The organism is Terrabacter sp. P2_E3 (genome assembly GCF_056403915.1).
This window is the reverse complement of the sequence record NZ_JBFUEN010000008.1, coordinates 59,910-80,089: the sequence shown is the minus strand read 5'-3', so window position 1 is coordinate 80,089 and position 20,180 is coordinate 59,910. Positions and strand designations below refer to the sequence as shown.

The window sequence follows — 20,180 nt, the reverse complement described above, 5'->3', positions numbered from 1 at the left end:
TGTCCGCCACTCAGGCGCCAGCGCGCGCCGAGCGCTGTCGCTCCCAGGCGAGGCGCAGCGAGCGCCTGATGGCGTCCTCGTCGCCCGTGAGGTCGGCCTGCAGCTTGGCGTGCGCCTCCCACCGGGGCAGCACGCCGAAGGTGTCGGGGTGGGCGCTGACGAGCTGCTCGCGGTCGCGGCCGCCGAGGCGGACGAGCAGCGTGCCGGCAACGTCGGCTCGGGCCACGAGCAGCCCGTCGACGTACCACGCGCGGCGCCCGTCGGTGCGTCTGGCGCGGACCCCGTCGAGCGTCCGGAGGTACTCGTCGACGTCGTCCAGGGTCATCCACCGACGGTAGACCGCACGGGCCCGCCTGCGGGGCGAGCGCTCTGCTCGGCGGCACCTGGTGACGACCGTCGTGTGCGTCGACGGCTGTCGGCGGGCCCACCTACGGTGGAGAACGACGCACACCGACGCCGAGGAGGATGCCGTGACCGAGCAGAGGACCTACCCCGAGGGCGTGACCTCGTGGGTCGACACCGAGCAGGACGACGTCGATGCCGCCGCCGACTTCTACAGCGGGCTCTTCGGCTGGACGTTCACCGAGGCCACCCCGCCGGGGGTGCCGTTCCGCTATCTCATCGCCCAGCTCGACGGCCAGGACGTCGGTGGGCTCGGCGGCCCCGCGACACCCGCGGCCGAGGACGCCGGTGGTGATGGCGGTGGAGCGGCCCGGTGGCACACCTACGTCGCGGTCGACGACGCCGAGGCCGCGACCAGCCGCGTCGAGGAGGCCGGGGGAGCGGTCGTCCAACCGCCGACGGCTGCCGGCGACGGTGGCCGGTCGGCCGTCGTGCGCGACCCGCAGGGACTCGAGGTGCGCCTCTGGGAGGCCAGGCGACGTCTGGGCTCGCAGGTGACCAACGTCCCGGGTGCCTGGAACTTCAGCGACCTGCACACCGACGAGCCCGCGGCCGCGCAGCAGTTCTACGCCCGGGCCTTCGGCTGGGAGTTCGCCGACGTCGGCTTCGCCACGATGATCCGTGTGCCCGGCTACGGCGACCACCTCGCCTCGACGGTCGACCCCGACATCCACGAGCGACAGTCCGGGGCCAGGGTGCCACCGGGCTTTGCCGACGCCATCGGCTGGGTCGTGCCCGTCGCACCGGCCGCCGAGCCGGGTTGGCACGTGACGTTCACCGTCGCCGAGCGCGACGCGGCGGCCGAGCGTGTCGTGCGGCTCGGCGGGTCCGTCATCCGCACCGGTGACAGCGACTGGACGAGCACCGCCGTCGTGCGCGACCCGCAGGGCGCCGTCTTCACGGTCAGCCAGTTCCTCGGCTGATGTGCGCGCCGACCCGGCCTGACGGCATACGCCCTCGGTGCCGGCGCTGTCAGGCGTCGGGGCGGGTCATCGAGAGGACGTCGAGGGCCTCGTCGAGCTGCTGCTCGGTGAGCTTGCCGTCGGCCACGTGACCCTGCGCGATGACGACGTCGCGGATCGTGCGCCGCTCCTTCACCGCCTGCTTGACGACCGCGGCCGCCGCCTCGTAGCCGAGGTAGCGGTTGAGCGGCGTGACGATCGAGGGCGAGCCCTCGGCGAGGGCCCGCGCGTGCTCGACCTCGGCCGTGATGCCGTCGACGCAGCGGTCGGCGAGCAGGCGGCTCGTCGAGGCGAGCAGCCCGATCGACTCGAGGACGTTCTTGGCCATGACCGGCAGCATGACGTTGAGCTCGAAGTTGCCCGCAGCGCCGGCCGTCGTGATGACGACGTCGTTGCCGATGACCTGCGCGCACGCCATGAGGGTCGCCTCGGGCACGACGGGGTTCACCTTGCCGGGCATGATGCTCGACCCGGGCTGGAGGTCGGGCAGGTGGATCTCGCCGAGGCCCGTGCGGGGCCCGGAGCTCATCCAGCGCAGGTCGTTGCAGATCTTCGTCAGGCTCACGGCCACGACCTTGAGCGCCCCGGACAGCTCGACGACGGCGTCCTGCGCCGACTGCGCCTCGAAGTGGTTCGCGGCCTCGCGGAACGGGATGCCGGTGACCCCCGAGACCCGCTCGATCACCTTGCGGGCAAAGCCGGGTGCCGCGTTGAGACCGGTTCCGGCGGCCGTGCCACCGAGGGGCAGCTCGCTCGTCGCCTCCGCCGCGCTGCGCACGCGGCTGGCGCCGAGCTCGACCTGGCGCCGGTAGCCGCCGAACTCCTGCCCGAGCGTCACCGGCACGGCGTCCATGAGGTGGGTGCGTCCGGCCTTGACGACGTCGGCGAACTCGGTCTCCTTGCGGCCCAGGGCGAGCGCGAGGTGCTCAAGCGCCGGCACGAGGTCGAGGACGCTCGCCGCCGTCGCCGCGATGCGCAGCGCGCTGGGGAACGTGTCGTTGCTCGACTGGCCGGCGTTGACGTGGTCGTTGGGGTGCACGTCGAGGTCACTCGCGAGGTGTGCGATCCGTGCCACGACCTCGTTGACGTTCATGTTCGTCGAGGTGCCGGACCCGGTCTGGAAGACGTCGATCGGGAACTCGTCGTCGTGGTCGCCGTCCGCGACCTCACCGGCTGCCGCCGCGATGGCTCGGGCCCGGTCGGCGTCGAGGACCCCGAGCTCGGCGTTGACCTCGGCGGCGGCGGCCTTGAGCCGGGCGAGGGCGTGGACGACGCCCGGCGGCACCGGCTGCCCGCTGATCGGGAAGTTCTCGACGGCCCGCGCCGTCTGCGCGCCCCACAACGCGTCGGCGGGCACCTGTACCTCGCCCATCGAGTCGTGCTCGGTCCGGAAGCCTGCCGCTGATACGTCGCTCATGTCCCCATCATCCACGTCTCGCCGACGAGATCCGCGCCGTAGACCTTGTCGGATGCCGGGTCACGGGCGCACGCTGGACGGTGCGGGCGCCGACGCGATCCTTTGACGTACCACCCTGAGGAGAGGCCATGGCTCACCGTCGAGTTCTCACCGCGTGCATCGTGTCCGTCGCGACCGCCCTCGCCGGAGCCGCGGTCGCGGTGGCCTCCCCACCCGACGAGATCGTCAGCGTCGCCAGTCCGCCCACCCCCTTCTCGCAGAACAAGCAGAACGAACCCGCCGTCGCGATCGACGCCCACGACCCGAGCGTCGTCGCGGCAGGGGCCAACGACGAGATCGACGACGAGTCGTGCGCGGCCGGGGACCCGACAACCTGCCCCTTCACGGACGGCGTGGGTGTCTCCGGGGTGTACTTCTCGTTCACCGGCGGCAGCGGGTGGACCCAGCCGACCTACACCGGCCTCACGGCCCGTGACTGCCTCGGACCCGCGGCCTGCACCGCGCACCCCGGCCCCATCGGCACGCTCCCCGGCTATGCCGCGAAGGGACTCGTCTCGGACGGTGACCCGGCGGTCGCGTTCGGCCCGCGTCCCGCGTCGGACGGGACGTTCTCGTGGGTCAACGGCTCGCGCCTCTACTACGCGAACCTCACCTCGAACGTCTCGGCGGACAAGGAGTCCGCGACCTTCAAGGGCTTCGAGGCCATCGCGGTGTCGAGGACCGACGACCCGCACGCGGCAGCCGCGGGTGACGCCACGGCGTGGAAGGACCCGGTGATCATCTCCAAGCAGTCGTCGACGACGTTCTCCGACAAGGAGCAGGTGTGGGCCGACAACGCCGAGTCGAGTCGGTTCTTCGGCAACGTCTACGTGTGCTGGGCCTCGTTCAGGAGCAACAGCCGCGGCAACGCCCTCCCGACGCCCCTCATCGTCGCGCGGTCGACGGACGGCGGAGGCACGTGGACGACGAAGCAGGTCGGCCCCGCGACCGACAACGGGATCAACGGGCAACCTGACGGCTGCACGGTCCGCACGGACAGCCACGGCAACGTGTACGTCTTCGGCATCGGCAGGCGTGCGGGCACCGATCTCCAGCTCATGTACCGCTCGACCGACGGCGGCGCCCACTGGGCAGGCCCGACGGTCGTCGCCCGGGTCACCGAGCCCGGTGTCACCGACCCCGTGCTCGGTCGCCCGACCATGGACGGGATCGCAGGAGCTCGCGTCGACCTGGCGGCAGGCCCGAGCGTCGACATCGCCAACGGGGCCCCGAGCGGGGCCGGCGCCACGAACCAGATCGTCATGACCTGGGCAGACGGTGCCTCCGGACTCGACCACGAGAGCCTGCTGTGGACGACCTCCACCACGGCGGGCGCCAGCTGGACCGCTCCGGCCGCGCTCGAGCTGCCGACGGGGGACCGCCCCGTCTACACCGCGCCGGCGCTGTCTCCCGACGGCACCGACCTCTACGTCGTCGACAACGCCTTCACGACGCCCTACCGGCACGACACGGCGTCGTCCCGCGGTCTCGTCGGTCAGGTCTGGCACGCGAACATCGTGGCCGGGGTGCCGAGCGGGTGGTCGTCACTGGACCGCAGCGCCGTCGGCGACCCGCGCGGGACGAGCCAGAACGGCCTGACCGCCGAGTTCCTCGGCGACTACGTCTATGCGGCCGCGACCCGCGACGGCGTGGTCGGCGTCTGGAACGACGCGTCGCACGCCGCCGACTGCCCGGCGATCGACTCGTACCGCGCCTCGCTCTACACGGCGAGCCCCAAGCCGCCGCCCGACGTCCTCGCGGCGTGCCCGGCGACCTTCGGCAACAGCGACATCCGTGGTGGGAGCTGGGCCGACCCGACGCCCTGACGGTGCGGCCGACCGGGCGGGGCGGACTTGCGTCAGCGCCCGGTCGGCGCCCCGCCCAGCGCGGGCAGGTCCTCGTCGTGGTGGTGCGCCGTCCCCGGGCACCCCTCCGAGCCGGCGCACGACCAGCCGGCCGGAACCGCTCGCGTATGCCGTGTCGCCCCCGCTGCGGCGGCGCGCCCCTGCCGCTCGGCACCCGTCTCGTCGGTGCCGGACGGCGCGGGTGCGGGGTTGCGGATGAGCAGCCACGACACGACACCTCCGGCGGCGAGCATCCCGGCGCACAGGAGCATCGCGGTCCGGTACGCCGACGAGAAGGCCTCGGGGACGGCGTAGTCCGAGCCGCTGAGCCCGACGACGGCCGGCAGTGCGGCGACGGCGAGGAGACTGCCCGCGCGCGCGACGGCGTTGTTGACCCCGCTGGCGACGCCGGCGTAGCGGTCGGGAGCCGCGGCGAGGACCGTCGCCGTCAGCGGCGCGACGAGCAGGGTGAGCCCGAGGCCGAAGACGGAGATGCCGGGCAGGACGCCGGTCCAGTAGGTCGAGCCGGCGCCGACACCCGACAGCAGGAGGGCGCCGACCGCGCACACGACCGGGCCGACCGTCATCGGCAGGCGTGGCCCGATGCGGGAGGCGAGCGCACCTCCCCGCGCCGCGAAGAGCAGCATGAGCACGGTGACCGGCAGCGAGGCCATGCCGGCGAGCAGCGGGCCGTAGCCGAGGACGGTCTGGAGCTGGAGGGTGAGGAAGAAGAAGACGGCGCCCAGGGCGGCATACACGAGCAGGGTCATCGCGTTGGCCGCGCTGAACTGGCGCGACGCGAAGAGAGCGGGCGGGACCATCGGGTGTGAGATACGGCGCTCGACGACGACGAACGCCGCGCCGATGGCGAGGCCGACGAGCCCGACCCCGGTGGCCGCCGTCGCTCCGAGCGACTCGTGCTGGATCAGGGCGAAGGTCGTCGTTCCCAGGGCGAGCGTCGCGAGCACCGCGCCGGTCACGTCGAAGTGGTGGTCGGCACGGTCGTCCCTGGTCTCGGGGACGTGCAGCTGCGCGATCCAGACGGTCGCGGCGCCGAGGGGCAGGTTGACGAGGAAGGCCCAGCGCCAGCTCGCGTACTGCACGAGCCACCCGCCGACGAAGGGCCCGAGGGCGGAGGCGATGCCGCCGAGTCCGGACCACGTGCCGATGGCCTTGCCGCGGTCGTCGGGACGGAAGGACGCCTGGATCATCGACAGGCTGCCCGGCGTCAGCAGCGCGCCTCCCACGCCCTGGAGCACCCGGCCGACGATGAGCTGGACGGGTGACTGCGCGAGACCGCAGGCGGCGGAGGCCACCGTGAACCACACGACCCCGATGACGAAGACGCGTCGGCGGCCGAAGCGGTCACCGAGCGACCCGCCGAGGAGGATGAGCGAGGCGAGCGCGAGGAGGTAGCCGTTGGTGATCCACTGCAGCTCGGCGAGGCTCGCGCCGAGCTCCTCGCCGATCCGGACGAGCGCGACGTTGACGACGGTCCCGTCGAGCAGGGCCATCCCCGAGCCGAGCACGGCAGCGGCGATGACGAACCGACCGGTGCGGGAGCCCAGGACGACGTCGCTCACACCGGCAGTCTGTCACCGCGGGTGCGACGAATGGCTCCTCAGCGCGGGCAGTCGTCGACGGGCAGGTCGCGCCGCGCGGCCCGGGCGCCACGCAGGCTGAGGAGCGAGTCGACGGTGAGGACGACGAGCGCGAGCCAGACGATGCCGAAGCCGATCCACCGCTCGGACGGCATGTGCTCGTCGAGCAGGACCACCGCGCAGAGCAGCTGCATGACCGGGGTGATGAACTGGATGAGCCCGATCGACACGAGCGGGATACGGCGCGCCGCGGCGGCGAAACACAGCAGCGGCACCGCGGTGACCAGCCCGGAGAGGACGAGCAGCGACGTGTGCACGCCACCGTGCAGGCCGAACTCGAGGCCGCCCTGCGCGCCGACGACGAGCAGCAGCACGACGGCGACGGGGGCGAGCACGACGGTCTCGACCGTGAGCCCGTGGATGGCGTCGAGGCTGACACCGACCTTCTTCTTCGTCAGCCCGTAGAGCGCGAAGGACACCGCCAGCGTCAGGGCCACCCACGGCACGCGTCCGCCGGAGACGCCGAGGTAGACGCCCGCGACGACACCGATGCCGACGGCCACCCACTGGAGGACGCGGAGGCGCTCACCGAGCACGACGACGCCGAGGGCGACCGTGACGAGGGGGTTGAGGAAGTAGCCGAGCGCGGCCTCGGACGTGTTGCCCGACGTCACGGCCGCGACGTAGACGACCCAGTTGACCGCGATGAGCACCGCCGCCACCGCGGTGCCGGCGAGCAGCCGCGGCCGACGCAGCAGCGGCCTGATCCAGCCGAGGTCGCGCACGACGAGCAGCACGACGACGCAGAAGAGCAGCGTCCAGAGGATGCGGTGGGCGAGGATCTCCCACGGCCCGGCGGGTTTGAGCGCGTCGAAGTAGAGCGGGAAGAGCCCCCAGAGGCCGTAGGCCGCGAAGCCGAGCAGGGTGCCCCGCCCGACCTCGCCGTGGGGTGCCGTCGACCCCGTCCCGCGCGTGCCGGACTCGCTCGGCGCGAGGGACGGAGCGGTCTCTCGCGCGGTCACGCCCCCACGGTCCAGGTGTCCCGACCGGCGAGCAGGGCGTCGATGTCGGCGTCCGTGACCTCACCCGTGCGGGCCGAGGCGATCTGCTCGCGCAGCGAGTCGTCGTAGGTCGGGCGCTGGACGTTGCGGAAGATCCCCATCGGGACGTGCCCGAGGTCGGGGCTGTCGAGCCGCGAGAGCGCGAACGCCGCGGACGGGTCGTGGGCCGACTCGTCGTGGCGCACGATGCGGGCCGGGTCGGCCCCGGCGCGCGGCACGACGGCGAGCGACCCGCGGTCGTCACGCACGACGACCGTCTCGGCGGTGCCGACCTCCTCGCCGTCGGCGAGGTGCAGGATGCGGGCGGCCGCCTCGGTGCGGTCCTTGAGCACGTCGAAGACGCCGTCGTTGAAGATCGGGCAGTTCTGGTAGATCTCGACGAGCGCCGACCCACGGTGCTCGGCCGCGGCACGCAGCACCGACGTCAGGTGCTGGCGGTCGGAGTCCATCGTGCGGGCCACGAAGCTCGCCTCGGCGCCGAGCGCGAGCGACACGGGGTTGAAGGGCGTGTCGAGCGAGCCCAGCGGCGTCGACTTCGTCACCTGGCCGACGTGCGAGGTGGGGGAGTACTGCCCCTTGGTCAGGCCGTAGATCTCGTTGTTGAAGAGCAGGATCTTGAGGTTGACGTTGCGGCGCAGGGCGTGGATGAGGTGGTTGCCACCGATCGACAGGGCGTCGCCGTCGCCGGTGACGACCCAGACCGAGAGGTCCTCTCGCGTCGCCGCGAGGCCGGTCGCGATGGCCGGGGCACGGCCGTGGATCGAGTGCATGCCGTAGGTGTCGAGGTAGTAGGGGAAGCGCGAGCTGCACCCGATGCCCGAGACGAAGACGATGTTCTCGCGCTTGAGCCCGAGCTCGGGGAGGAAGCCCTGCACGGCGGCGAGGATCGCGTAGTCCCCGCACCCGGGGCACCAGCGCACCTCCTGGTCGGACGTGAAGTCCTTCTTCGTCAGCGCGGTGCCGTCGGTGAGGCGTGGGACGCCGGCGGTGCCGTGGGCACCGGGGGCGCCTGGCCCGCTGGACGGCATACCCAGGTCGGTGGTCACTTGGCGGCCTCCTTCAGGGGCACGTCCGAGACGGACGCCACCGCGGTGGCGATGACGTCGGCGAGCTCGCCCGCCTGGAACGGCAGGCCGCGCACCGAGGTGTGCGACTCGATGTCGACGAGGTACTTCGCCCGCAGCAGCATCGCGAGCTGGCCGAGGTTCATCTCGGGCACGATGACGCGCTGGTAGGAGCGGAGCACGTCGCCCGTGTTGGCGGGGAAGGGGTTGAGGTGGCGCAGGTGCGCCTGGGCGACGCGGGCTCCGGTGGCCCGCGCCAGGCGGACGCCCGCGGCGATGGGGCCGAAGGTCGAGCCCCAGCCGAGGACGAGGACGTCGGCGTCGTCGGTCGGGTCGTCGACGACGAGCGGCTCGATGGTGTCGGCGATCCCGTCGATCTTGGCCTGACGCAGGCGCGTCATGTGGTCGTGGTTGTCGGGGTCGTAGGAGATGTTGCCCGTGACGTCCGCCTTCTCGATGCCCCCGACCCGGTGCTCGAGGCCCGGTGTGCCCGGGATCGCCCACGGCCGGGCGAGCGTCTCGGGGTCGCGGAGGTAGGGGTGGAAGGTCGGCTGGCCCTTGTCGTCCACGGCGTTGGGCTCGGTCGCGAACTCCACGGCGATGTCGGGCAGGTCGGCCGCGCGGGGCAGCCGCCACGGCTCGGAGCCGTTGGCGAGGTAGCCGTCGGACAGCACGATGACGGGCGTGCGGTAGGTCGTCGCGATGCGCACGGCCTCGACGGCGACGTCGAAGCAGTCGGCCGGCGTCGCGGGTGCGACGACGGCCACCGGCGACTCGCCGTTGCGGCCGAAGAGCGCCTGGAGCAGGTCGGCCTGCTCGGTCTTGGTCGGCAGGCCGGTCGAGGGGCCACCGCGCTGGATGTCGCAGACGATGAGCGGCAGCTCGAGCGACACGGCGAGGCCGATCGTCTCGGCCTTGAGCGCGAGGCCGGGCCCCGACGTCGTCGTCACACCGAGCGCGCCGCCGAAGCTGGCACCGAGGGCGGCGCCGACACCGGCGATCTCGTCCTCGGCCTGCATCGTCGCGACGCCGTAGCGCTTGAGCCCGGCGAGCGTGTGGAGGATGTCGGAGGCCGGCGTGATCGGGTAGCTCCCGAGGAAGAGCGGCAGGTGTGCGCGGTGCGCAGCGGCCACGAGGCCGAGCGACAGCGCGACGTTGCCGGTGACGTTGCGGTAGGTGCCCGCCGGCATCGCGGCCGGGGCCACCTCGTAGGCGACCGCGAAGTCCTCGGTGGTCTCGCCGTAGTTGAAGCCCGCGCGCAGGGCGGCGAGGTTGGCCTCGAGGATCTCGGGCTTGTCGGCGAACTTCGCCTTGAGGAACGCCTCGGTGCCGTCCATGGGCCGGGTGTAGAGCCACGAGAGCAGGCCGAGCGCGAACATGTTCTTCGCGCGCTCCTTCTCCTTGCGGGTCAGGTCGGTGAAGGACACGAGGGCCTCGACGGCGATCGAGGTCAGGGCCACCGGGTGCACGTCGTAGCTGTCGAGCGAGCCGTCGTCGAGCGGGTTCTCGACGTAGCCGACCTTGGAGAGGTTGCGCTTGGTGAACTCGTCGGTGTTGACGATGATCGCTGCGCCCCGCGGCAGGTCGCGCAGGTTGGCCTTGAGGGCGGCGGGGTTCATCGCGACGAGGACGTCGGGGGCGTCACCCGGCGTCAGCACGTTGTGGTCGGCGAAGTGCAGCTGGAAGCTCGAGACGCCGGGCAGCGTGCCTTGGGGCGCCCGGATCTCGGCGGGGAAGTTCGGCAGCGTCGACAGGTCGTTGCCGAGCAGTGCGGTCTGCGACGTGAAGCGGTCTCCGGTGAGCTGCATGCCGTCGCCGGAGTCCCCGGCGAATCGGATGACCACGCGATCGAGCTTCTGGACCAGTTTGGCGCTCATGCTCTGCGACGTCCTCGAACTTCCATACGATTCACTGCCCGGGGCCCTGTGCGGCGGGCACTTTCCATGCTATGTCTCGTCGGGCCTCAGATCGTGCACCTGCCACAACGTGGACGACGCGGGTCGACGCGGTGCCGACACAGGGTGAGCCGCGGTCAACGCACCGAGGCGCCCACCGGGACGTGCCGACCGCGGAGGTAGCGCCCCCCCGACGGCGCCGACCGCCGCCCCGATGCCGAGGGCGAGGACCACGTGCGCCACGACGAGGGCGGTGGCGTCCCAGCCGAGCTGGTCGACGCCCGGGTCGACGCCCGGGTCCAGGCCGGGGTCCAGGCCGGGGTCCACGTCCGGGTCCACGCCCGGGTCCGTCACGTCGAGCGGCGCGTCGTCGGGCACGTCGTCGGGCACCTGGGTCGTCGCCTCGTGCGGCGAGCCCACCCGGTCTTGTCCACCCCTGTCGACCATGCGCCGCAGGGTAGCCCGGATGCGGCTGACCACTCCGTGCCACTCGCGTACCGGCATGGATAGGCTGGCCGTCATGTCCGGGTACGTGGCCGTCGCAGCGGTGCTGGGGGCGGGCGTCCTGCTCGTCACGGCGGCGATGCTCGTGCGACGGCTCCTCGCCCCGCGCGCACCCCACGCGGCCAAGCTGGCGACGTACGAGTCCGGTGTCGACCCGGTCGGCGAGGGCTGGGCGCAGACGAAGGTCCGCTACTTCGTCTTCTCCTTCCTCTACGTCGTCTTCGCCGTCGACGCGGTCTACCTCTTCCCGTGGGCGACCGTCATCCGCGACGCCGACCTCGGCCGCGCGAGCCTCGTCGAGATGGGCATCTTCATCGGCGTCATCGTGCTCGGCCTGGCCCACGCGGGCCGCCGCGGTCTGCTGAGGTGGGTGTGATGGATCAGCCGCCGAGCCAGCCCGGCCAGTCGGCGAGCCAGCCGGTCAGCCTGCCGATGCCGACCATCGGACCGGCGTCGATGGGCGTCCTCGGCGCCCACGCGCCCAAGCCGATCAAGGTCGTCCTCAACTGGGGCCGCCGCTACTCCCTCTGGGTCTTCAACTTCGGGCTCGCCTGCTGCGCCATCGAGTTCATCGCGGCCTCGATGGGTCGTCACGACTTCATCCGCCTCGGCGTCATCCCCTTCGCGCCGGGCCCGCGCCAGGCCGACCTCATGGTCGTCTCGGGCACCGTCACCGACAAGATGGCCCCGGCGATCCGCCGCCTCTACGACCAGATGCCCGAGCCGAAGTACGTCATCTCCTTCGGCGCCTGCTCCAACTCCGGCGGCCCCTACTGGGACTCCTACTCCGTGACGAAGGGCGTCGACCAGATCGTGCCCGTCGACGTCTACGTCCCCGGCTGCCCGCCGCGCCCCGAGGCGCTGCTGCACGGCATCATCCGCCTCCAGGAGCAGATCGCCGCCGAGCGCCTGTCGACGCAGAAGCTCAAGGGCAGGTATGCCGGCACCCGCGTCGGCAGCGCCGGCGACCTCCGCCGTCCCCTCCTGCGCCGTGGCGCGAAGCCGGGGGAGGACGGCCGGTGAAGGTCACCGACGTGCGCGACGTGCCCTTCGGGGAGTGGTCGAGCACGGTGCTCTCGCTCCGTGAGGAGGGCTACGCGTACTTCGACTGGCTGACGGCCGTCGACGAGACCGACCGCGAGGGCGACGACGCGGGCTTCGACGTCGTCTGCCACCTGCTCGACACCCGCACGCCGGGCGCGCTGAGGTCGGTGCTGCTGCGCACTCGCGTCACCGGGGGTCTGCCGGTCCCGTCGTTGACGGGGATCTTCCGGGGCGCGGCGTGGCACGAGCGCGAGACCCACGAGATGTTCGGCATCGACTTCGACGGCTTCGACGACGGCAGCGGCCTCGGCCTGCGCCCGCTCCTGCTGCCGGACGGCTTCGAGGGCACGCCGCTGCGCAAGTCCTTCGTCCTCGCGGCTCGCGCCAGCAAGGCCTGGCCCGGTGCCAAGGAGCCCGGCGAGGGCCACGACTCCGCCCGCGCACCCGGCCGCCGGCGCGTCCAGGCGCCCGGCGTGCCCGGACCCGAGTGGGGGCCGCGATGAGCGACCTCGCTCCCTGGCTCGAGGTCGTGCTGCGCGCCGTCGCGGTGCTCGCCGCCTTCCTCGTGCTGCCGCTGCTCGTCGGCCAGACCGAGCACAAGGTCATGGCGCACATGCAGGGTCGCCTCGGGCCGATGTATGCCGGTGGCTTCCACGGGTGGGCCCAGCTCGTCGCCGACGGGGTGAAGTTCGTCCAGAAGGAGGACATCACTCCGGCCCGGGCCGACCGCTGGGTCTTCCGGCTCGCCCCCTTCGTCGCGCTCATCCCCTACCTCGTGGCGCTCGCCGTCATCCCCCTCTCGCCACGGGTCGTCGGGGCCGACGTCGACGCGAGCGTCGTGCTCGTGCTCGCCGTGATCGGTGTCGGCGTCATCGGCACGCTCATGGCCGGGTGGGCCTCGGCCAACAAGTACTCCCTGCTCGGGGCGATGCGCGCCGCCGCGCAGCTCGTGTCCTACGAGCTGCCGATGGTCCTCGCGGTCGCGTCGGTCGCCCTCGCCGCCGGGAGCCTGTCGCTCGTCTCCATCGCCGAGGCGTGGAACCCGTGGTGGCTGCTCTGGCAGCTGCCCGGCGCCGTCGTCTTCCTCGTCGCGGCCCTCGCCGAGCTGCAGCGCCCGCCGTTCGACATGCCGCTCGCCGACTCCGAGATCGTCTTCGGCGCCTTCACCGAGTACACCGGCCTGCGGTTCGCCTTCTTCCTGCTCGCCGAGTACGCCGGCATCGTCGTCATGTCGCTGCTCTTCGCGGTGCTCTACCTCGGCGGCTGGGCAGGGCCGTTCGAGCAGTGGCTCGGCTGGGTGTGGACCGTGCTCAAGGGCTTCCTCGTCGCGGTCGTCGTCATCTGGCTCCGCGTGTCGTGGCCGCGCATGCGCGAGGACCAGCTCCAGCGCCTCGCCTGGGTGTGGCTCGTGCCGATGGCGCTCGTCCAGCTCGCCCTGACCGCCGTCGGGGTGGTGGTCTTCCCGTGACCGACGACCGATCGAGGGTGGAGCGACATGGCTGACGGGATCATTCCGGGGCTCGTCAAGGGACTCGCGACGACGGCGAAGTCGCTGACCCGGCACACGCACACGGCCGAATACCCCGACGTCTCACCCGCGCTGCCGCCCCGGTCACGCGGCGTCATCGCGCTGACCGAGGAGAACTGCACCTCGTGCATGCTCTGCGCGCGCGAGTGCCCCGACTGGTGCATCTACATCGACTCGCACAAGGAGGAGCTGCCGCCGACGACCCCCGGCGGCCGCGCCCGCCAGCGCAACGTCCTCGACCGCTTCGCCATCGACTTCTCGCTCTGCATGTACTGCGGCATCTGCATCGAGGTCTGCCCCTTCGACGCGCTGCACTGGAGCCCCGAGTTCGAGTACGCCGAGACCGACATCCGCGACCTGCTCCACGAGAAGGACCGCCTCGGCGCGTGGATGGCCACCGTCCCGGCGCCGCCCGCTCTCGACCCGGGCAGTGCCGACCCTGCCGAGGTCACGGCCGCGGCGAAGCCCGCCCGGGGGTCCGCCGGAGCAGCCGCTGCCGCTGCAGGTACGCGCGGTGCCGGGGCCGCGGCCCGACCGACGCGGGTGCGCCGGGAGACCACGACCCCGCCGCCGCTCGCCGCGCCCGAGCCGGCGGCTCAGCCGGCGGCCGAGCAGACCCGGGTCATGCCGGCGGTCGAGCGGACGGCCGCGCTGCCCGCCGCTGAGCCCACCGAGAGCCTTCCGGCTGCCGAGCAGACCTCGGTCCTCCCGCCCGCCGACGGTGCCGAGGCCGAGCGGGCCGCGGACCAGGCTGCGGCACAAGGAGACTCGACCCAGGTCCTGCCGACGGTGTCGACCGACGAGGAGGGGAGCGAGTGACGACCCGCGACATCGTCTTCACCGCGGTCGGCGCCGTGACGGCGCTGTCGGCGCTGCTGTCGGTGACGACGAAGCAGGTCGTCCACGCCGCCTTGTGGCTGCTCGTGTCGCTCGGCTCACTCGCGGGTGCCTACCTCGTCCTCGGGCAGGAGCTCGTCGGCCTCGTCCAGCTGCTCGTCTACGTCGGCGCCATCGTCGTGCTCGTCCTCTTCGCGCTCATGCTGACCCGTGCGCCGATCGGTCCCCACGCCGAGATCGACACCCCGTGGTGGCAGCGCCTCGCCGGCGCCCTCCTCGGCGCCGCGACGACCGCACTGCTCGCCTCGCTCCTGCTCCCGCTCTTCTCCGGCGCGACCGCCGACCTCGACACCCCGACGACGACCACGCCGCAGGTGGCACAGGCGGTCTTCGGCACGTGGGTCTGGCCCTTCGAGCTGCTCTCGGTGCTCCTCCTCGTCGCGCTCATCGGCGCCTTCGCCGTGTCGCGTCTGGTCCTGCACCGCGACGGCGGCCACGGCGCGCGCCGGCCGGCCACCGTCCCGTCGGGAGCACGGGCGGACGGTCGCGGATGATCCACCTCTCGCTGCCGGCCGCCCTGTCGGCGCTCCTGGCCGGCATCGGCGTCTACGGGGTCCTCGCACGCCGCAACGCCGTGCTCGTCCTCATCGGTGTCGAGCTCATCCTCAACGCCGCGAACCTGCTGCTCGTCACGGCGGGGTCCCGCCCGGGCGCGCCGCTCTCGGCCGGTCCGGTGCTCACCCTCTTCGTCATCACGATAGCCGCCGCCGAGATCACGGTGGCGCTCGCGATCATCCTCGTGATGTTCCGCCGCACGGGGCACATCGACCTCACGGCGGTTCCCGACCTCACCGACGGGCCGGACGACGCCGGCGACGGCTACGGGGCCGACACCGGCGACACCGGGGACGCCGACGACACCGGCGACGCCGACGACGCCGACGACGCCGAGGACCCGCGCGCCGAGGACCGGGACGGCCACCCGCACGACGCGACGCGTGAGCCGGCGGCAGCGGGGGAGGGCGTCGCATGAGCTGGATCGTTCGGATGATCATCGTGCTCCCGGCGCTGGCCGCCCTCGTGGGGCTGCTGACGCGGCGCCGGCGCGGGCTCGCGGCGGCCGTCGCCGTGTCGGTGTCGGCCTACGTCGCGGTGCTCGGGCTCATCCAGTGGGTCGCACCGTCGCGCACGGCCGACATCGAGTCGATCGGCAGTCTCCCGCTCGGCGACCTCTCCGTGCCGCTGCACCTGCTCTCCGACCGTGTCTCGGGCCTCGTGGCGTTCGTCGTCGCCCTCGTCGTCCTCGGCATCCAGGTCTTCACCGCGTGGTACCTCCGCGACGACCCCCGCTACGGCCAGTTCGCCGCGACCGTCTCGCTCTTCGCGGCCGGCATGCTGCTCCTCGTCCAGTCGGGCGACCTCGTGCTCATGCTCGTCGGCTGGGAGGTCATGGGCTGGTGCTCGTGGCTGCTCATCGGCCACGACAGCGAGCGTGCGGCGGCGAGGCGAGCGGCCTACAAGGCCTTCATCGTCACCCGCGTGGCCGACATCGCCATGGTCGTGGGCATCGTCGCGCTCTCGGTGCGGGCCCGGTCGACCGACCTCATGGCCGTGCTCACGGCCGGCGGGGACGGCACGCTGCTCACGATCGGTCTCGTCGGCATCGTCATCGGTGTGGCCGGCAAGTCGGGTCTCGTGCCGTTCCACGACTGGCTCCCCGACGCCATGGAGGGCCCGACCCCGGCGTCGGCCCTCATCCACGCGGCGACGATGGTCGCAGCCGGCACGTACGTCATCGCCCGCCTCTTCTCGCTCTACGCCGGGGACGACGGCGCGCGCACCCTGCTCGCCGTCCTGACAGCCGTGACCATGGTCTACGCCGCCCTGCTCGCGCTCGTGCAGACCGACCTCAAGCGGATGCTCGCCTACTCGACCCTGAGCCAGATCGCGATCATGCTCTCGGCGCTCGCCGCGGCACCGGCCGAGCTCGGGCCCGGTGCCGGCATCGCGCACCTCGTCGGCCACGCCTTCTTCAAGGCGCTGCTCTTCCTCGGGGCCGGCTGGCTCTCGGTGCTCGCCGGCGCGACCGCCGTCGCCGCCCTGCGCGGTCGACTGCGTCCGACCGGCGCCTTGCGCTGGTCGATGGGGATCGGCCTCGCCGCCCTCGCCGGCGTACCGCCGCTCATCGGCTTCTTCACCAAGGACACCGTCATCGACGCCGCGCTCGAGGGCGCGACGGGTGGTGGCGGTTTCCGCGCCTGGCTCGTCGTCGTCGCCCTCTTCGTCACCGTCGTCCTCACGGCGGCCTACTGCACCCGCGCCTGGCTGCTGCTCGACACCCCCGTGGCCGCGACGGGCCGGCTGCCCGACGTCGAGCCCGCCGTCGTCGCCGAGGAGGACGTCGCCGTCGTGACCACCACCGACAGCGCCGACGACGCCGAGGTCGAGCGCGTCCACGCCCACGGCCACGCCCCCATCACGCTCCCGGCCGCGCTCGTCGTGTCCGTCCTGGCCGCCCTCACCGTCGTCGGCACCCTCTTCCTCTCGAGCCTCCGCGGTGGCGTGCACGTCGGGCTGCTCAGCGCCCTGCTGTCCGTCCTGCTCGTCGCCGGCGCCGCGTATGCCGTGTGGTCCCTCAGCGACCGCGGCCGGCTCGACGTCGCCGACCGGGTCCCCAGCCGCGTCCGAGAGCCGGCGGTGCGCGGCTTCGGCGTCGACACGGCATACGTCGGCTTCGGCCGGGCGGTCACCGCGGTCGCGCGTCTCGTCGTGGCGCTGGACCGTGACGTCGTCGACGCCTACCCGCGGGCGACCGCCGTCGTCGCCCGGGCCGCCGGCCGGGCGGGGGAGCGGAGCCATCGCGCCGTGCCCTCGCTGTCGCTGCTCAGCCTGCTCGTCGGCGTCGTGGTCGTCGCCGTCCTGGGGGTGGCCGCATGGCGCTGACCCTCGTGCTCCTGCTGCCGCTCCTCGCGGCGATCGCGCTCATCGCGATCCCCGGCGAGTCCACCGTCGAGCGCGGCATCGCGCTCGGATCCACCGTCGTCACGGCGGTGCTCGCCGTCGTCGTCGTGTGGGGCCGCCACGAGGTGGACGTGCCGTGGATCCGCTCGCTCGGCGTCCGGTGGCACTTCGGCGTCGACGGGATCTCGGCGGCCCTCGTGCTCCTCACCGCGCTGCTCACCGTCGCCGTCGTCGCGCACGCCCTGTCCGGGCCGATCCCCAAGGGCGGCACCGGGTCGACCTTCCTCGGCTGCATCCTGCTCGTCGAGGCGGGGGCGCTCGCCACGTTCATGGCGCGCGACGCGATCCTCTTCTTCATCGCCTTCGAGGTCGTCCTCGTGCCGATGTGGGTGCTCGTCCGCCGCTTCGGCGACGACCACGTGCGCGACGAGACCCGCGCCGACGCCGCCGGCCGCTTCGTGCTCTTCACGGTGCTCGGCTCGACGCTGATGCTCGTCGGCATCCTCTTCCTCGTCCACCACCAGGGCACGAGCGACCTCACGGTCCTCGCCGAGCGCCACGGAGCCGGGCTGTCCCGGCCGCTCCAGGTCGCGATCGCCGCGATCCTGCTCCTCGGGCTCGGCATCAAGGTGCCCCTGTGGCCGCTGCACACGTGGCTGCCCTCGGCGCACACCATCGCCCCCACCGCCGGCTCGGTGCTCCTCGCCGCCGTCCTGCTCAAGATGGGCACCTACGGCATCGTCCGGCTCGCGGTCGGCACCGTGCCCGCAGGAGTCGCGCAGCTGAGTCCGGTCCTCGCGATCCTCGGCGTCGTCGGCATCCTCTGGGGAGGGCTCGCCTGCCTCGTCGAGCGCGACCTCAAGCGCCTCATCGCCTACAGCTCGGTCGCGCACATGGGTTTCGTCGCCCTCGCCATCGCCTCGGGCAGCGAGACGGGACTGCAGGCGGCGCTCTTCGGCAACATCGCCCACGGCGTCGTCGCGGCCCTCCTCTTCTTCATCGTCGGCGACCTCAAGGAGCAGTGGGGGTCCTCCGACCTCCACGTCGCCCGGGCCGCCCTGCGTGACAAGGCTCCCCGCTTCGGCCTCGCCCTCGTCGTCGGCCTGGCGGCCGCGCTCGGGCTCCCGGGCCTCGTCAGCTTCTGGGGTGAGTTCCTCGCGTTGTACGCCGCGTGGTCGCCCGCGCCCGACCGGCCCGTCGCGCTCCTGCGCGTCTGCGTCGTGCTCGGTGCCGTGGGGCTCGCGCTGGCGGCGGCCTACGCGCTCCGGGTCGCCCGCATCGTCTGGGCGGGTGAGGGCAGCGACGCCGCGCAGGGGGCTGCGGCCGAGCCCGTGGCGGACGCCCGTGGCGCCCGTTGGGCGGTCGTCATGACGCTCGTCGTCGTCATCATCACGCTCGGCCTGCTCCCGCACCTGCTGCTCGGCCTCTCGGACGCCGCGACGTCCGGCCTGCTCTCCGGACTGGGGGTCTCGCCGTGAAGGGCCTCGCCATCGACTACAGCATCCTGCTTCCGGCGATCCTGCCGGTCGCCGGGCTCGTGCTCGTGCTCGTGCTCGATCTCGTCAACCCGCGCCTGCGCCAGGTGCCTTATGCCGTCGCCGCCCTGGTTGCGCTCGGGTCCGCCGTGGCCACGGTGCCCGGGCTCGCGCTCGGCGGTGGGTCGACGCGCGAGACGTTCTGCCTGACCGGTCGGACCGGACAGGCCACGGGTGGCGCCACGGCGGCCGGCGTCGACGGCCTGCCGCAGGTCTGCCTGTGGCAGGCCGACGCGCTCGGCAGCACCCTCCAGCTCGCAGCCGCCGTCTCTGCCCTCGTCTGCATCGCCCTGGCCTGGCCCCGCACCCGCCGTCGGCGCCCGACCGACAGCACCCGTGAGCCGGTCGAGGCCGTGCTGCTCCTCGCGGCCCTCGCCGGCACGATCGTCGTGGCAGCGAGCCGCGACGTCGGCACGTGGCTCGTCGCCCTCGAGCTCGCGACCCTGCCCGTCATCGCGCTCGTCGCCCTCTCCGGGCGCCGGTCGGCCGTGGCCGGCGCCACCCAGCTGCTCGTGACGTCCCTCGTGTCCTTCGCCCTGCTCGTGCTCGGCGTCGCCCTCTGGTTCGCCGCGACGGGGAGCCCGTTCCTGACCCCGGACGCCGCGCTGTCCTCCGGTGGCGCGTTCTCGGCCGCGTCGGGCGCCCCGACGTCCGTCGTCTTCCCGTCGGTCTCGGGAGGCGTCGTCGCGCTGGCGACGGTCCTCGTCGTCGCAGGGGTCGGCTTCAAGCTCTCGCTCGTGCCGTTCCACGCGTGGACGCCCACGGCATACGCCGGCTCGTCGGTGCCCGTCGCGACGTTCCTCGCGACGGTCTCCAAGATCGCGGCGCTCGCGGCACTGCTCGTCGTGCTCCGCGCGGTCGCCGCTCTCGGGACGCCCGCCCTGGTGTCGATCGCGCTGCTCGCCTCACTGAGCATGACGCTCGGCAACCTCATGGCGCTGCGCCAGGACGACGTCGTGCGCCTGCTCGCGTGGTCGACGGTCGCGCAGGCCGGGTGGGTCGTGCTGCCGCTCGTCAGCATCTCCGCGCTCGGCGTCGGCGCCAGCGCCACCTACCTGCTCACCTACGTCGTCGCGACGCTCGTCGCCTTCGCCGTCGTCGCGGTCACCCTGCGCGACCGGCCCGGGGAGGGGCGGTCCATCGCGGCCTACGAGGGTCTGTGGCAGCGCAGCCCGTGGCGGGCCGGCGCGCTCGCCCTGGCGCTGACCTCGCTCGCGGGACTGCCGCCCGGCATCATCGGCCTCGTCGGCAAGATCACGGCCCTGCGGCCGGTCGTCGCCGAGGGCTGGGTCTGGCTCGCGGTCGTCGCGGCGGTCAACGCCGTCATCGGCGTCGCCGTCTACCTGCGCTGGCTGCGTGCCGTGATCACCGCCCCCGACGTGGTGGCCGGTGCCGCGGGCTCGGAAGGCCCGGGCCCCGCCCCGGTGGCTGTCGCGCGTCGGCGACCGGTCATGGTCGCCGGGCTCGTCCTCGCGTCGGCCATCCT

The 20,180-nt window shown here is 72.9% G+C and carries 18 protein-coding genes and 1 pseudogene; 12 read left to right on the top strand and 7 right to left on the bottom strand.

Annotation, left to right across the window (positions count from 1 at the left end):
* Positions 1-10: 10 nt before the first annotated feature.
* Positions 11-325 (bottom strand): hypothetical protein, encoded by a 315-nt coding sequence (locus tag AC1DW8_RS11710; RefSeq protein WP_478094166.1) that lies wholly within the window; start codon positions 323-325, stop codon positions 11-13.
* 145 nt (positions 326-470) lie between these two features.
* Here AC1DW8_RS11710 and AC1DW8_RS11705 point away from each other — a divergent pair, with 145 nt between their 5' ends.
* Positions 471-1,325, top strand: coding sequence for a VOC family protein (locus tag AC1DW8_RS11705; RefSeq protein ID WP_478094164.1), 855 nt, complete (start codon positions 471-473; stop codon positions 1,323-1,325).
* A 49-nt stretch (positions 1,326-1,374) separates the two neighbouring features.
* Here AC1DW8_RS11705 and AC1DW8_RS11700 read toward each other — a convergent pair whose 3' ends face one another.
* Positions 1,375-2,781, bottom strand: coding sequence for a class II fumarate hydratase (locus AC1DW8_RS11700; protein WP_478094162.1), 1,407 nt, complete (start codon positions 2,779-2,781; stop codon positions 1,375-1,377).
* 128 nt (positions 2,782-2,909) lie between these two features.
* On the opposite strand from AC1DW8_RS11700, the gene AC1DW8_RS11695 reads away from it, so the two are divergent.
* Entirely contained in the window at positions 2,910-4,646 is a 1,737-nt protein-coding gene (locus tag AC1DW8_RS11695; protein WP_478094160.1) for a sialidase family protein, read from the top strand.
* Between the two features lie 32 nt (positions 4,647-4,678).
* Here the strand turns inward: AC1DW8_RS11695 and AC1DW8_RS11690 are convergent, their stop codons facing one another.
* From AC1DW8_RS11690 to AC1DW8_RS11670, 5 genes are all read right to left on the bottom strand, one after another.
* Complete coding sequence (locus AC1DW8_RS11690) at positions 4,679-6,247, bottom strand: MFS transporter (protein ID WP_056781493.1); 1,569 nt, start codon at positions 6,245-6,247, stop codon at positions 4,679-4,681.
* Between the two features lie 38 nt (positions 6,248-6,285).
* Positions 6,286-7,287, bottom strand: a complete 1,002-nt coding sequence (gene rarD / locus AC1DW8_RS11685) for an EamA family transporter RarD (protein WP_082620096.1) — start codon at positions 7,285-7,287, stop codon at positions 6,286-6,288.
* On the bottom strand, positions 7,284-8,372 hold the full coding sequence (locus AC1DW8_RS11680) for a 2-oxoacid:ferredoxin oxidoreductase subunit beta (protein WP_478094157.1): 1,089 nt from the start codon (positions 8,370-8,372) through the stop codon (positions 7,284-7,286). Before AC1DW8_RS11680 ends, rarD begins: the two co-directional genes overlap by 4 nt.
* The gene (locus AC1DW8_RS11675) at positions 8,369-10,267 is read right to left on the bottom strand and encodes a 2-oxoacid:acceptor oxidoreductase subunit alpha (protein ID WP_478094155.1); all 1,899 of its coding nucleotides are present in this window, start codon (positions 10,265-10,267) and stop codon (positions 8,369-8,371) included. Before AC1DW8_RS11675 ends, AC1DW8_RS11680 begins: the two co-directional genes overlap by 4 nt.
* 69 nt (positions 10,268-10,336) lie before the next feature.
* Positions 10,337-10,732 carry a hypothetical protein gene (locus AC1DW8_RS11670; RefSeq protein WP_478094153.1) on the bottom strand — a complete coding sequence of 132 codons (396 nt, stop codon included), beginning with the start codon at positions 10,730-10,732 and terminating at the stop codon, positions 10,337-10,339.
* A gap of 73 nt (positions 10,733-10,805) precedes the next feature.
* Between AC1DW8_RS11670 and AC1DW8_RS11665 the strand changes: the two genes are divergently transcribed.
* The 10 genes and pseudogenes from AC1DW8_RS11665 to AC1DW8_RS11620 all read left to right on the top strand — a co-directional run.
* The gene (locus AC1DW8_RS11665; protein WP_056781480.1) at positions 10,806-11,165 is read left to right on the top strand and encodes an NADH-quinone oxidoreductase subunit A; all 360 of its coding nucleotides are present in this window, start codon (positions 10,806-10,808) and stop codon (positions 11,163-11,165) included.
* Entirely contained in the window at positions 11,165-11,812 is a 648-nt protein-coding gene (locus tag AC1DW8_RS11660; protein WP_156415711.1) for an NADH-quinone oxidoreductase subunit B, read from the top strand. Before AC1DW8_RS11665 ends, AC1DW8_RS11660 begins: the two co-directional genes overlap by 1 nt.
* Positions 11,809-12,336, top strand: coding sequence for an NADH-quinone oxidoreductase subunit C (locus AC1DW8_RS11655; RefSeq protein ID WP_056781474.1), 528 nt, complete (start codon positions 11,809-11,811; stop codon positions 12,334-12,336). Before AC1DW8_RS11660 ends, AC1DW8_RS11655 begins: the two co-directional genes overlap by 4 nt.
* On the top strand, positions 12,333-13,301 hold the full coding sequence (gene nuoH / locus AC1DW8_RS11650; RefSeq protein WP_478094150.1) for an NADH-quinone oxidoreductase subunit NuoH: 969 nt from the start codon (positions 12,333-12,335) through the stop codon (positions 13,299-13,301). The genes AC1DW8_RS11655 and nuoH overlap by 4 nt, the downstream gene beginning before the upstream one ends.
* A gap of 27 nt (positions 13,302-13,328) precedes the next feature.
* On the top strand, positions 13,329-14,180 hold the full coding sequence (locus AC1DW8_RS11645) for a NuoI/complex I 23 kDa subunit family protein (protein ID WP_478094148.1): 852 nt from the start codon (positions 13,329-13,331) through the stop codon (positions 14,178-14,180).
* A complete protein-coding gene (locus AC1DW8_RS11640) occupies positions 14,177-14,752 on the top strand; it encodes an NADH-quinone oxidoreductase subunit J family protein (protein WP_478094146.1) in 576 nt (191 codons plus the stop codon). Before AC1DW8_RS11645 ends, AC1DW8_RS11640 begins: the two co-directional genes overlap by 4 nt.
* On the top strand, positions 14,749-15,231 hold the full coding sequence (gene nuoK / locus AC1DW8_RS11635; RefSeq protein ID WP_478094144.1) for an NADH-quinone oxidoreductase subunit NuoK: 483 nt from the start codon (positions 14,749-14,751) through the stop codon (positions 15,229-15,231). The genes AC1DW8_RS11640 and nuoK overlap by 4 nt, the downstream gene beginning before the upstream one ends.
* A complete protein-coding gene (locus AC1DW8_RS11630; protein ID WP_478094142.1) occupies positions 15,228-17,141 on the top strand; it encodes an NADH-quinone oxidoreductase subunit 5 family protein in 1,914 nt (637 codons plus the stop codon). The genes nuoK and AC1DW8_RS11630 overlap by 4 nt, the downstream gene beginning before the upstream one ends.
* Entirely contained in the window at positions 17,132-18,637 is a 1,506-nt protein-coding gene (locus AC1DW8_RS11625) for a complex I subunit 4 family protein (protein ID WP_056781456.1), read from the top strand. The genes AC1DW8_RS11630 and AC1DW8_RS11625 overlap by 10 nt, the downstream gene beginning before the upstream one ends.
* A pseudogene (locus tag AC1DW8_RS11620) lies at positions 18,634-20,010 on the top strand (NADH-quinone oxidoreductase subunit N); the annotation flags it as partial. The gene AC1DW8_RS11625 and the pseudogene AC1DW8_RS11620, both read left to right, overlap by 4 nt.
* Positions 20,011-20,180: the final 170 nt, after the last annotated feature.